The organism is Xanthovirga aplysinae, assembly GCF_009711365.1.
In the GTDB taxonomy this organism is placed as follows: Bacteria; Bacteroidota; Bacteroidia; order Cytophagales; family Cyclobacteriaceae; genus Xanthovirga; species Xanthovirga aplysinae.
Genome location: NZ_SMMB01001244.1, coordinates 1 through 13,755 on the forward strand (window position 1 = coordinate 1; position 13,755 = coordinate 13,755).

General features: G+C 37.3%; 5 protein-coding genes. 4 read left to right on the forward strand and 1 reads right to left on the reverse strand.

What is annotated here, in order from left to right; genetic code table 11:
• Positions 1-117: 117 nt before the first annotated feature.
• Positions 118-2,769 carry a PAS domain-containing sensor histidine kinase gene (locus E1171_RS18815; RefSeq protein ID WP_155207603.1) on the reverse strand — a complete coding sequence of 884 codons (2,652 nt, stop codon included), beginning with the start codon at positions 2,767-2,769 and terminating at the stop codon, positions 118-120.
• A 594-nt stretch (positions 2,770-3,363) separates the two neighbouring features.
• On the opposite strand from E1171_RS18815, the gene E1171_RS18820 reads away from it, so the two are divergent.
• The 4 genes from E1171_RS18820 (at position 3,364) to E1171_RS18835 (ending at position 13,630) form a co-directional block, all read left to right on the forward strand.
• Positions 3,364-5,772 (forward strand): ABC transporter permease, encoded by a 2,409-nt coding sequence (locus E1171_RS18820; RefSeq protein WP_155207604.1) that lies wholly within the window; start codon positions 3,364-3,366, stop codon positions 5,770-5,772.
• Between the two features lie 319 nt (positions 5,773-6,091).
• Positions 6,092-8,518, forward strand: coding sequence for an ABC transporter permease (locus tag E1171_RS18825; RefSeq protein WP_155207605.1), 2,427 nt, complete (start codon positions 6,092-6,094; stop codon positions 8,516-8,518).
• A 59-nt stretch (positions 8,519-8,577) separates the two neighbouring features.
• A complete protein-coding gene (locus tag E1171_RS18830) occupies positions 8,578-10,992 on the forward strand; it encodes an ABC transporter permease (protein WP_155207606.1) in 2,415 nt (804 codons plus the stop codon).
• A 154-nt stretch (positions 10,993-11,146) separates the two neighbouring features.
• A complete protein-coding gene (locus tag E1171_RS18835) occupies positions 11,147-13,630 on the forward strand; it encodes an ABC transporter permease (RefSeq protein WP_155207607.1) in 2,484 nt (827 codons plus the stop codon).
• Positions 13,631-13,755 lie beyond the last annotated feature (125 nt).

Here is a 13,755-nt window from a genome sequence, read left to right on the forward strand (position 1 = left end):
ATGAATTCTTTATTTCAATTAGTGCTCTGCAAATTTTAAATATCTTTATAATTATGCCCTTTCATGGTTCCGGCCAAATGCTGGAGCCACATTTGGGTTATTATTTCCCCAACTTTCCTAAATGGTATCCTTTTGATGGACAAAAGGTAAAAAAATTAAAATTGTAGTCCCATGATCTTTTTCGGATTGGAGTCTTATTCTTCCCCCCAAAGCATCTACAGCATTTTTCACTAAATATAATCCCAGTCCTGGACCATGAGAAGAAACATTAGCCCTAAAAAACATATCAAAAACCTTCTCTTTTAACTCAGAAGGTATTCCCTGTCCATTATCGAAAACCTTTATCATAAGTTGATCGGCTCTTCTACTCACCACTATATTGATATAGGAATCCACATTTGGGTTTCTATATTGAATAGCGTTTTTAATCACATTTATAAAAATAATTTTCAATAAGCTTTCATCACAGATAAAACTTTTTTCTGGGCTGATTTCCAGGCGAAAAGAAATTTTATTAAACCCCGGAACTTTCCTTAAATTATCAAGGCAAGTATCAATCAATAATGAAAAATTAATAGGCTTCTTGATCAATTCCTTTTCTTTTATCTCCGAAAGATTAATCAAAGACTGAACAATTTCGTCCAATTTATCCACTTCATTATTATTCATCCGGAAATAATGTAAGGCTTTAATTTCGTGTACTTCTTTCCGAGCCAATCTATTTATCCCCTTTAAACTTGCTACCGGACCGCGAAGATCATGATAGGTTTTGTACAAGAAAGTGTCCAATTCGTTGTTTTTAAATCGTAACTCCTCCTCCACCCTTTTTCGTGCGGTCATATCTCTAATTGTTGTTGAAAAGCACTCCAGATTCCCTTCTGCCGTAAAATGTGCAATGACTACTTGAGAAACTGGCACCCATTCTCCATATTTATTAATCAGAACATTTTCTCCATTCCAGATTATATTCTGAAGAGCCTCATTTATACTTTCTTCCTTTAGAAATTCAAAACTTGGTTCTCCTTTTTTGTAGGGAAATTGCCAAACTGATAGGTTGGTATCCGTGGTAATACCAAAAAAATCCAATCCCGCTTTATTGAGGTATACTAATGTTTTATCAGTATCAACAATAGCAATAATATCGGAAGTAGACTCCACAATTCTATACAATCTCTCTTTTTCAGCTTCCGCCTCCCGAATTCTGGTAATGTCTTGAGTGACCCCATACCTTTTAATTAACTTTCCAGTTAAAGGATCCATTGCTGATATCCTATTAGTATAGCAATAATGTGTCCTCCCCTCTTTATCAATTAATCTAAAAATTAATTCTGTAGGTAATTCTCCCACATGGGTCTGCTGAAATCTTTTATCAACACCAAATAATTTTAGATCATCTGGATGAACAAATTTTAACCATTCATTTTGAATGAATACCACTCGACCATCCTTAAGCCTTCTTTTAATATTCTTTAATCCCACTAGTTTAACGCCATACTCGTCGGCGATATAATCCCCACTACTGGGATCATATTCCCACCTCCAAAGGTTTGCCATTTGTATAGCTACCTTAAAATATTCCTGACTTTCTTTTAATTCTTTGGTCCTTTCCTCCACCAAGTCCTCCAATTTATCACGATACATTTTAAGTTCTACCTCCCTCTTTTTCAACTCGGTGATATCCTGTGTTATGCCATAAATTTTTCGATTTCTTCCTTCTTCATCTTTAATGAGTACTCCACCAGATATGAGATATTTTTTTTCCCCATCTCTTAAAACACAATATTCTACAGATGCCTTTTTCAATCTTCCTTCGGCTAATTCTTTCCAAACTTTTTTTACCCGGTCAACATCTTCCGGGACTATATGCTGTTCAAAAAAATCCTCAAGGGCCACCTTAATAGGCTTTCGAACATTCTTTAATCCATACATTTTCAATATGGGTGGATCAATAAAAGAAATTCCTTCTGGGAGGTCGGTTTCCCAATAGGCCAATTGAGCAAATTCCAAGGCAAACTGAAGTTGCTTTTGTTTTAACAATAATTCCTTCTCCGCTTTTTTTCTTTTACTAATATCACGGGAAAAACCAATAACGTAGTTCACATCCCCATGTTCATCTTTTTCAGGAATCATGTATCGATCATACCAAATGTCTTTGCTAAACAAAAACTCTACCCTGGTTTCTTTGCCTGTTTTAAAAACCTTCTTTAGCGTTTTATCCCATACTGCAACAACCTTTTTGGGAAACCCGACATTATAAATACTTTTTCCTATAAAATAACTCCCCTTTTTACCTGTACTTTCCTCTGATCGATCATTAACAAATAGAAAATTAAAGTTTCGATCCACTCGATAAATGACATCTGGGGAAGATTCCACAAAGCGATTGAAATTTTTCTCTGCCTCCCTTAGCTCAGAGATGTCCTTCCAATAAATCGCATAGGTAGGAATAGTGGCTTCTTCATGCAGAAATACAAAATGCAATTCAGCCCAGAATTCTTTACCTTTTAAGGTTTTGGAATAGAAGGCAAAATGTTGCTCCCCCTCCTTTTGAAATTGCGTCAGCTTTTCTTTCCATAAATCTATTGTGGTAATTCCATTGGGCTGCTTGGTAGGAGCCATAAAAAAAGGTGGGGTTATGTTTAATAGTGAAGCCTTATCCTTAACCTCAAATAAACGAACAGCCGCTTTGTTACAGTCAGTAATCTGTTCCTTCTCCAGAATTAAAATGGCACAGGGAGAGTTTTCATATAAAATCTTAAATTTGACCATTAATTTGGGAAAATCTTGTTTTAAGCTTTCTGGCAAGAAAAGCTCCCTCTATAAGCAGCCACTATCTAATCAACCTCCTGTTGTTATATTATGTTAAGGAACTGGGAAAACATGATTATTCCTCTATTCAAAAAGTGCTATTAATAATATTGGTAAATTCTTATGTACCCTGGTAACTAAAAGAATTTGATTTGATTTAAATATAGGGCTTAGGATAATCCCAATATTTAATATCAAAATGGATTTCCTTTTGCAAAAAATTAAGGCGGGGATTAATATTAGAAGGACTAGGCAAGGGAATTAAAAATTTTAAATCCTATTTAAATTAAAATGGAATCTTAAAGAGTATAAACTCCTGCTATTTCTTTTCTCAATTGAAAGGGATCAGCACAGTTCATTTACTTTTTTATTTTGTTCAACAAAATGAGACTAAAACTATAAATTCGTCCGACAGCGGTCGTTATTGACCGTTATCGGTCATTTACCTTTCAAAAAGGTCTCTCTATTGCCTAAAAAAAGGTTCACTTTAATGGCACATTTCTTGGCATTAGGAAAAACAATTAATTCCAATGCCATAAAATTCTAACATATATTATGTTATTTAACTACTTCAAAATTGCCTATCGTAATTTATTGAAACACAAGTTTTATACATTCATCAATGTATTGGGTCTAGCTGTGGGTATGGCTTGTTGCCTGTTGATTTTCTTTTGGGTACAGGACGAATTGAGTTATGACCTACATAATGAAAAAATCGAACGTCTGTACCGAGTAAATACTTCAGATTATGATGATGGGGGGCGATCTGTTATTCCTATTACTCCAGGGTTGATGGCGGAGACATTAAAAAGAGACTTCCCTGAAGTGGAAGAAGCCGTGAGTTTCAGAGATTACGGAAGTGCCTTACTAACCTTTGAAAATAATACCTATAAAATTGAAAATGTACATTTTGCAGACTCCACTTTGTTTGATGTTTTTAGCTTTCAATTATTGGAAGGAGATCCCAAAACGGCCTTAGCAGAACCTAACCATATCATCCTTAATGAATCTACCGCACGTAGGATTTTTGGAAAAGAAAGTGCATTAGGAAAAATAATTACCCTTGAGCAAGAATATACCTATAAGGTTTCTGGGGTTTATAAAGATATTCCTTCCAATGCGCACTTTCATTTTAATATGATTGCAGCCATGAGTGGATTTAGGGAGAATGCTTCCAAAAGTTGGTTTGGAAGCTGGTTTAATCTGAATTTCTCCACTTATGTAGCCCTGAAAGAAGGGGCAGACCCTCAAGCACTAGAAGCTAAATTTCCGGATTTGATACGCCGATACATGGGACCGCAGTTTGAATCCTATTACGGTGAAAGTATAGAGACCGCCTTTGAATCTGGGAAGGAACGACAATACCTTTTGCAACCCGTAAAAGATATTCACCTGCATTCCAATTTGCCTTTTGAAATGGAGCCCAATGGAAGTGCTGCTTATGTGTATGTTTTTTCAGCCATTGCATTAATTATTTTATTCATAGCCAGCATAAATTATATGAATTTGGCTACCGCACGATCCGCCAAACGGGCCAGAGAAGTTGGGGTTCGCAAAGTAATGGGAGCCTTTCGTGCACAGCTAGTCAAACAATTTTTATCAGAATCTATCTTACTTTGTTTGGTGGCTGTCCTACTGGCCATATTTATGGTAGAGTTAACTATCCCTGCTTTTAATCAATTGGCGGCTAAATCTATTTCCTCATATTACTTCTGGAATTGGCAACTTCTTTCTTTTTTAGCCTTCATCATTCTTATAGTGGGACTGGTTTCGGGAAGTTATCCTGCCTTCTTTTTATCTGCATTTCAACCGACTAATGTCCTGAAAGGGGGGGTATCCACTGGGACAAAAGGACTAAAATTGAGAAGTGCCCTTGTAGTATTACAATTTGGGATTTCTATTTTTCTGATCGTGGGTACGGTAGTAATTTATAAGCAACTCCATTACATCAATCATACAGATCCGGGTTTTAATAAAGAACAGGTATTAATTTTACAAGATGCCTATGCTTTGGATAAAAAAGTAGAATCATTTAAACAGGAAATGCTCCGAAAAACTAATTTCAAAGCAGCCACGATTTCAGGATTTTTGCCAGTGCGCCCATCCAGCCGAAATACCTCTAATTATTGGGTAGGAGCCAAAACCACCAATGATGATATCTATCCTCAGACCTGGTATGTAGATAACGATTATGCAAAAACTTTAGGCCTTCAAATGGCTAAAGGGAGATTTTTTTCTCCTGATTTTCCTTCAGACTCTTCAGCAATAGTCATTAATGAAGCAGCCGTAAAACGCTTGGGACTTGAAGGGGCCGTGGGAAAAACCCTAAATGGAGGGACCTATAAAATTATTGGGGTAGTAAAAAACTTCAACTTTGAATCATTGAAGGATGAAATTGCGCCCTTAGTATTTAGATTAGGAAGAAATACAGGATTAATCTCATTTCGTATTGAGGGGAAACATACCTCGGAAGCCATTGCTTCCCTGAAAGAAGAATGGAATAAAATGGCCCCCGGTCAACCTTTTAGTTACTCATTCCTTGATGAACGATTTACCCAAATGTATGAGCAGGAACAAAGAAGAGGACAGATTTTTGCTATTTTCGCTGGACTGGCTATTTTTATCGCCTGTCTAGGTCTCTTTGCCTTAGCTGCTTTTACGGCTGAACAACGTAAAAAAGAAATTGGGGTAAGAAAAGTGTTAGGTTCCACTGTGAGTAATATTGTTTTGCTTCTATCCAGGGAATTTGCCAAACTTTTAGGGATTGCCTTTATTTTAGCTTGCCCAATCGCCTGGTGGGTAATGAACAATTGGTTAGAGGGTTTTGCCCATCGTACCTCTATTGGTGCGGGAGTATTTTTGGTAGCAGGTCTTATATCCTTTCTGGTAGCTTGGATAACCATGAGCTTCCATGCGATTAAGGCCGCTGTGGATGATCCTGTGAAGGCTATAAAATATGAATAGGGCAGTAGACACTGACATTTTTTATTATAAAAATCACTAAGATTATATTCCGTCCGTCAGCGCACAAAACTGTCTGCTAACGGACGTCACTTTTCATATAAACCCCATTTAAAAACTTTCAGAGCCTATTTTTAATGGCATACATTTTGTCATTCCAACTTTCAATTAATAGTGAATAATAAGATTCATTTTGTAAGGGAAAGAAGTTTTATTTTTCATTTTTTATTAAAATTGAGATTTTTTTCCGGAGTTATATGAAACTCTTGCTTTCAGTACCTTACAAAAATGAATCAAATTTGGCAATACCACTATCTGAATTATGCTAAAAAACTACTTCAAAACTGCCCTTAGGAATTTACTCAAACATAAGTTCTATTCCCTCATTAATGTACTTGGGTTGGCGGTAGGCATGGCTTGTTGCATGCTGATCTTCTTTTGGGTGCAGGACGAATTAAGTTACGATACTTTTCATACAAAAGCAGACAGGATCTTTAGGGTAGCCACAGAAGATCTTTCCCTGGGGAAAGGTTTCAAAGCAGTCGAAACTCCTGGGCCATTGGCCAAAACCTTAAAAAGTGATTACCCGGAAGTAGAAGAATCAGTCAGTATCTGGAATGAAGGTGAAACTTTGACGACCTATCAAGAGAATTCATTTAACATTGAAAGAACAATTTATGCGGAGCCTTCTTTATTTGATGTCTTCAGTATACCATTAATCAAAGGAAATTCCTTTTCTGCCTTAACTAATCCCCATTCTATAGTTCTTAGTCAATCAACCGCCCAAAAGATATTTGGCAAAGAAAACCCAATTGGTAAAATGCTCATTATCGACCAAGAAAACTATCAGGTAAGCGGGGTATTTGAAGACCTACCAGAAAACTCCCACTTTCATGCCGACCTCCTTTTGTCCATGACAAAATTTAGAGAGCAAAATGAAAAACAATGGATAGATAGTTGGGATAATTTGAATTTTATCACTTACATTCTTTTAGCAGAGGGAAGTAATCCAGCATCTCTAGAAGAAAGGTTCCCTAAGTTGATTAAAAGTTATATGGGACCAGAAATTAAAGTCAAATATGGCAGAAGCTTGGAAACCTATTTTTCAGAAGGGAATAAACGTCAATATTTCTTACAAAAACTAACAGACATTCATCTACATTCAAATTTATGGGGTGAATTCGAAGCTAATGGAAATATCACATATGTATATGTATTCACCACCATTGCCTTCTTCATCTTGCTCATAGCCGCCATTAATTACATGAATCTGGCTACTGCCCGATCAGCCGAAAGAGCAAAAGAGGTAGGTGTCAGAAAAGTTTTGGGGGCTCTTCGCCTACACTTAATTCGCCAATTCCTTTCTGAATCCATTCTTTTAAGCGGATTCGCCATTATCATGGCATTAATGTTAGTGGAAATTAGCCTCCCAGCATTTAATCAGCTTACAGGGAAAACCCTCACTACAAGCTATATACAGAATTGGCACATTATGCTTAGCATTATAACCATTCTGCTTACTGTTGGTATACTGTCAGGAAGCTATCCTGCTTTTTTCCTATCCTCTTTTTCCCCTACTAAGGTATTAAAAGGAGAGCAAACCGCCGGCGTAAAAAGTGGAAAGCTTCGAAGTGTTTTAGTAGTGCTTCAATTTGGAATTACCATTGTCCTGATGGTAAGTACAGTTGTCATTTATAAACAATTACAATTTATTCAAAATACAGATCCTGGATTCAAAAGGGAACAGGTTGTAATTTTAAATGACACAAACAGTTTGGGGAAGCAAAGAAATTCTTTTAAGCAGGAAATCTTAGCCTACCCCATGTTTAACTCAAGTACAATCACCGGATTTTTACCTGTAAAACCTTCCAATAGAAATAATGCTCCTTATTATCCGAAAACATGGATAGAAAATGAAAATTTCTTTAATGCACAAAGCTGGAATGTGGATAAAGATTACCTTACAACTATGGGCATGAAAATGAAGCAAGGTCGTTTTTTTTCTTCTGATTTCCCTTCCGACTCTTCTGCGGTGGTTATCAATGAAGAAGCAGCCCAACTATTAGGTTTCGATCATCCTATAGGAAAAACAATTAATAATGGTAGTTTCACTATCATTGGAGTGATAAAAAATTTCAATTTCGAATCTCTGAGGGAAAACATAGGTCCCTTAGTCCTGCACTTGGATACGGGTGTTGGATCCGCTTATTGGAGGAATAAAATTTCCTTCCGGATAAAAGGAGAAGATATAAATGAAGCGCTCAACTTACTACAAAAAAAATGGCAAGAATTTGCACCAGGGCAGGCTTTCAGTTATTCCTTTATGGACGATCAGTTTCAAAGCATGTACCACCGAGAACAGCGAATTGGAAAAACGCTGGCCCTATTTGCAGTACTTGCCATCTTTATTGCTTGCTTAGGGCTTCTTGGGTTAGCGGGATTTACGACCGAAAAACGCCGAAAAGAAATTGGCATTAGAAAAGTTTTAGGTGCCTCCATAAGTGGTATAATCTTCCTATTATCTAAAGAAATTGCAAGACTTATTCTTATTGCATTCTTATTAGCAAGTCCCTTAGCCTGGTGGTTTATGGATGGATGGCTTCAAAATTTTCAGTACCGGACCCCATTTGGAATGGATGTTTTTGTAATAGCTGGAGCTATCACTTTCTTAATTGCTTGGCTAGCCATGAGCTATCATGCCATCCAAGCCGCAACCGATGATCCAGTGAATTCCATACGATACGAGTGATAATTTTATTTTTATCAAACAAAGTTTTAAAATTAATGAGGGGTTAAAAAATAAAAGCTATGATAAAGAACTACCTTAAAATTGCCCTTAGAAATCTCCTAAAACATAGATTTTATTCCCTGTTAAACCTACTGGGATTAGCAGTAGGTATGGCCTGCTGTCTGTTGATTTTCTTCTACGTTCAGTTCGAAATGAACTATGACAGCCACCATCCCAAAATCGACCGCCTATATAGGGTATACTTAGATTTCACCCTTAGGGGAGAAGATAAAAAGGAGGCCATTCTTTCCTACCCTGCTGCAGAAGCCTTAAAAAATGATTTTCCGGAAGTAAAACAGTCAACAAGAATCCGAAAATGGTTTAGTGGTCTGATCAAATACAAAGACAACAGCCATAAAATAGAAAAAACGGCCTATTCTGACCCCAGCCTGCTTGAGATGTTTTCCATTCCTCTGATAAAAGGTGACCCCAAAACTGCTTTATCCGAACCAAATACCTTAATTATTGATGAAGAAACTGCCTCAAAGATATTTGTTAATGAGGATCCTCTGGGTAAAACTATTCTTTTAGACAACCGCCGCAATTATAAGGTAAGCGGGGTATTTGAAAATATCCCTGAACAATCACATTTTCATTACAGTGTTTTCTATTCCATGGCTGCCAGGAAGGTCCGGCCCAATGACCAAAGCTGGATGAGCTCCAATTTCATCACTTATATAGAGTTGAATGAAAATGCCTCAGCCAAAGAGCTTGAAGGCAAACTGGAAGATTTAGTAAATAATTATGTAAAACCGGAATTTGAACAAAAGCTGGGAGTCAATTTGGAAGAAAATATTCAGGGAGGGAACCGCCTTAATTTTAAACTACAACCGGTGAAGGATATACACCTAAAGTCTTCTATGCTGGCTGAGCATGAACCAAACGGTAGTATGACGGTAATTTATGTATTCTCGGCCATTGCGATTTTGATTCTATTGATCGCATGCATCAATTACATGAATTTAGCCACTGCCTGCTCTGTGGAACGAGCCAAAGAAGTGGGTATTCGTAAGACTATGGGGGCCCTTGGAAAGCAACTGGTGGGACAGTTTTTATCAGAATCCCTCCTCCTTAGTATTCTGTCCCTTTGTCTGGCCATTGGTTTAGTAGAACTGAGTCTGCCTGCTTTCAATCAACTTGCAGAAAAATCCATTAGCACCCATTACTGGAACAATTGGCCTTTACTCCTTTCAATTGGAGGAATTATTCTACTAGTAGGCATTATTTCAGGAAGTTATCCGGCCTTTTACCTGTCTGCTTTTAATCCTGTTAAGGTTCTAAAAGGAAGTCTAAATAAAAGCTCAAAGACAGGAAATTTTCGTAGTTCATTGGTTGTCTTTCAGTTTGGTGTATCTATATTCTTATTGGTAGCCACCACTGTCATTTACAAGCAGCTCGGTTTCATCCAAAATGCAGATCCAGGATTTAATAAAGAACAAGTACTTATTCTTCATGATGCCTATGCCCTGGGAAATCAGGTCCAACCATTCAAAGAAGAACTTTTGAGGAGTTCTCTTTTCAAATCTGGGACTGTCTCAGGTTATTTACCTCTTCCTAGTCCCGACAAATCCATGAGTGGATACAGCCCGGAGGGGCAACAATCCGAAAATGGCTTATTCAATATGCGACAATTTTATACAGATTATGACTATGTAAAAACTTTTGGAATGAAACTGGTACAAGGACGTTTCTTTTCCCCTGACTTTCCTTCTGATTCCTCAGCAATTGTGATCAATGAAGTAGCCGTTAAGAAACTAGGATATGTAAACCCTTTAGGCAAAAAAGCCTATCCAAATGGAGATAAGGAAGGAAAAACCATTATTGGAGTAGTAAAAGATTTCAATTATGAATCCATGAGAGAGGATATCAGTCCTTTGGCTTTTTATTTAGGTAGAAGTACAGGTAATATTTCCTTCCGTATCGATGGAAACCGTGCTTCGGAAGCTATTACTTTACTTGAAAGCCAATGGAAACAAATGGCTCCAGGAGAACCATTCCAGTATTCCTTCCTTGACGACCGGTTTAACAAAGTATATCAGGAAGACCAAAGAACAGGAGAAATCGTTGCTGTATTTTCGGGTTTAGCTATTTTTATTGCTTGCTTGGGGCTATTTGGTCTAGCGGCCTTCACTGCAGAAAAACGCCGAAAAGAAATAGGTATACGTAAGGTGCTTGGATCTTCCATTCAGGCAATCGTGGTTCTGCTTTCCAAAGATTTTGTAAAACTCGTTTTAATTGCATTTGTGATCGCCTCTCCTATCGCTTGGTGGGTCATGAATGATTGGTTGCAAGCATTTGCCTTCAGAACTTCTTTGGGACCGGGCGTATTTGCCATAGCGGGATTACTTTCCTTTTTAGTGGCATGGATCACCATGAGCTACCATGCTATAAAAGCGGCAACAGATGATCCAGTAAATTCTATTCGATATGAGTGATATTTTTATTCAATCAGGTAGGAGTAATCACCCAAGGGTTCTAAACTTTCGAGGGGGAGAAACTATATACCGTCCGTCAGCGAACGTAATTGTCTTCTATCGGACGGAATCTCTCGAAAAATGCTTGTTTAGGGAGCTTTAAAGCCTTTTTTTTGTGGCATACTTCTTGGAAAGTTCCAGTTGTACAACTTATCATTTTTCAGCTATGCTCAAAAACTACGTTAAGATTGCTTTTCGAAATTTAATTAAGCATAAATTTTATTCTATTATAAATATCATGGGCCTTGCTGTTGGTCTAACTTCCTGTATGCTGATCTTTTTATGGGTACAGGATGAATTAAGCTATGACAAACAGCACGACGACTTGAATCGTTTGTATAGAGTCTACGTGAGCTTCAACTGGGAAAATCCTTATAAGCAGGCTAATATTCCTTCATTATTTGCAGCAACATTAAAAGAGGAGTTTACAGAAGTGGAGCAAGCCGGAAGATATAAAGGCTTAAGTAGTGCCCTTTTGACTTTTGGTGAAAACTCCTTCAAGGTTGAACGCTTTACTTATGCGGATTCCACTTTATTTCAATTACTCAAATTGAACTTTTTAGAAGGAAGTGGAAAAGTCGCCTTAAAAGATCCTAATGGTATTATTCTAAATAAGAGTTTAGCAAAAAAAATATTTGGAAAAGAAGAGGCTCTCGGCAAAATTTTACTACTAGATCATGAAAAAGCGATGAGGGTGACTGGAGTTTTTGAGGATATGCCTCAAAATACGCATATCAATTTTGAGGCTTTTGCTTCTGTTCAAGTTATGGATGAACCGACTTATGAAAGTTGGACAGGTTTTAACTCTTTTACTTATGTAAAATTAAGAGAGGGAGTTAGCCCTGAAAGCCTGGAGAATAGATTTAAAGAAGAGATTGTTCGAAAGCATTATGCTCCCTTACTAGAAGAATGGAAGGGAAAGAGTTGGGCTGAGCTTATGGAAGAATATGGACAAGCAGAAATTTCTTATCACTTGGAGCCAGTGAAAGATATTCACTTGTATTCGAAGAGTGATGGGCCAGGAAGTGAAGAAGGGATTATTTTCGTATACATTTTTTCTACAATTGCCCTTATTATTTTAATTATTGCTTGTATCAATTATGTAAATCTTGCTACTGCTCGTTCCGCTGATCGTGCAAAGGAGGTGGGGATGCGGAAAGTACTTGGTGCCTATGGTCAGCAGTTAAAAGGGCAGTTTTTAGCAGAGTCCCTAATATTAAGTCTTGTGGCATTTGCTCTGGCTCTTCTATTTGTCGAAATTAGTTTGCCTGCTTTTAATCAATTGGCCCAAAAGTCGCTGCTAGTTAATTATACAAATAATGGTCTTTTTTGGTTGGTAGGTAGTGGACTAACCTTACTCTTAGCCATTTTAGCAGGGGCTTACCCGGCTTTCTATTTATCCTCTTTCCAGCCGGCAGCTGTATTGAAAGGAAGTGTTAAATCAGGAAGAAAGGGTGGAAAGCTAAGAAACCTTTTAGTGGTGATGCAGTTTGGGGTCTCTATATTTCTAATCGTTGGCACAGTTGTAATTTATAAGCAACTTTCCTTTGTTCAAAAGTCTGATCCTGGTTATGATCGAGAACAAATTCTTGTTTTACAAGATCCTGATCTTTTGGAATCGGACATTAATGCTTTCAAACAGCAAGTGTTAGAAAATTCTCTCTTCAAGGCAGCGAGCATAAGTGGATATATTCCTGTTGTAAATGATTATTTCGGTTTTAGCCGGAATAGCTATGAAGAAGAAGTTAGTAAGGAAAGTGTCGTACTGAATGATTTTACCGTTGACTTAGATTATTTGGGTACTTATGGTATGGAGATGGCTTTGGGGCGTTTTTTTTCTGCCGAATATGGTTCTGATTCCACGGCCGTAGTTATAAATGAAACAGCGGTAAAAAAATACGGCTTAGAAAATCCTATTGGAGCCAGGATTAGTGGAGGTTATGAATTTAATGAGGATTATAAACAAGCACCATATTTTCATATTATTGGGGTAGTAAAAGACTTTAATGTAGGTTCTCTTCGAGAAGAGGTAAAACCCCTAGTAATGCATTTAGGTCAAAATAATCGTATGATGACCTTTCGCTTCCAGGGAAATCAAGCAAAAGCAGCCATTAGCTATTTGGAACAGAAGTGGAAGGAAATGGCTCCTGGTCAACCTTTTAATTATAACTTCTTAGATGATACTTTTGATCAATTGTATAGAAGTGAGCAGCAAACAGGGAAAATGATCGCAACCTTTTCTGCTTTAGCAATTTTTATTGCCTGTTTAGGGCTTTTTGGTCTAGCTGCCTTTACTGCAGAACAACGAAAAAAGGAGATTGGAGTAAGAAAGGTACTGGGCTCATCCACCAAAGGTATTGTTTTGCTATTGTCCAAAGACTTTGCAAAACTGATTTTAATTTCTTTTATCATCGCTAGTCCTATTGCTTGGTATGTGATGAACGACTGGCTACAGGGATTTACCTACCGTATTTCTATTGGTATAGGGGTATTTTTAATTGCAGCAGGACTTTCCTTTTTCGTAGCCTGGTTAACCATGAGCTTTCATGCCATTAAAGCGGCAACTGATGATCCGGTGAATTCTATTCGGTATGAATAATATATTTAATTAGGTATTCCCAGGGCTATTGAGCCCTGGGAATAATAAAAGAATCAAAATTATATTTAAAAACTTCTTAAAAAACCCCTTGAAATGATCCCCATATGGAGTTCTCGATTAATCCC

What these genes read in the sequence shown, in the direction of transcription:
- E1171_RS18815 (WP_155207603.1), bottom strand. Translation starts at nt 2,769, where the DNA reads ATGGTCAAATTTAAGATTTTATATGAAAACTCTCCCTGTGCCATTTTA.
- E1171_RS18820 (WP_155207604.1), top strand. Translation starts at nt 3,364, where the DNA reads ATGTTATTTAACTACTTCAAAATTGCCTATCGTAATTTATTGAAACAC.
- E1171_RS18825 (WP_155207605.1), top strand. Translation starts at nt 6,092, where the DNA reads ATGCTAAAAAACTACTTCAAAACTGCCCTTAGGAATTTACTCAAACAT.
- E1171_RS18830 (WP_155207606.1), top strand. Translation starts at nt 8,578, where the DNA reads ATGATAAAGAACTACCTTAAAATTGCCCTTAGAAATCTCCTAAAACAT.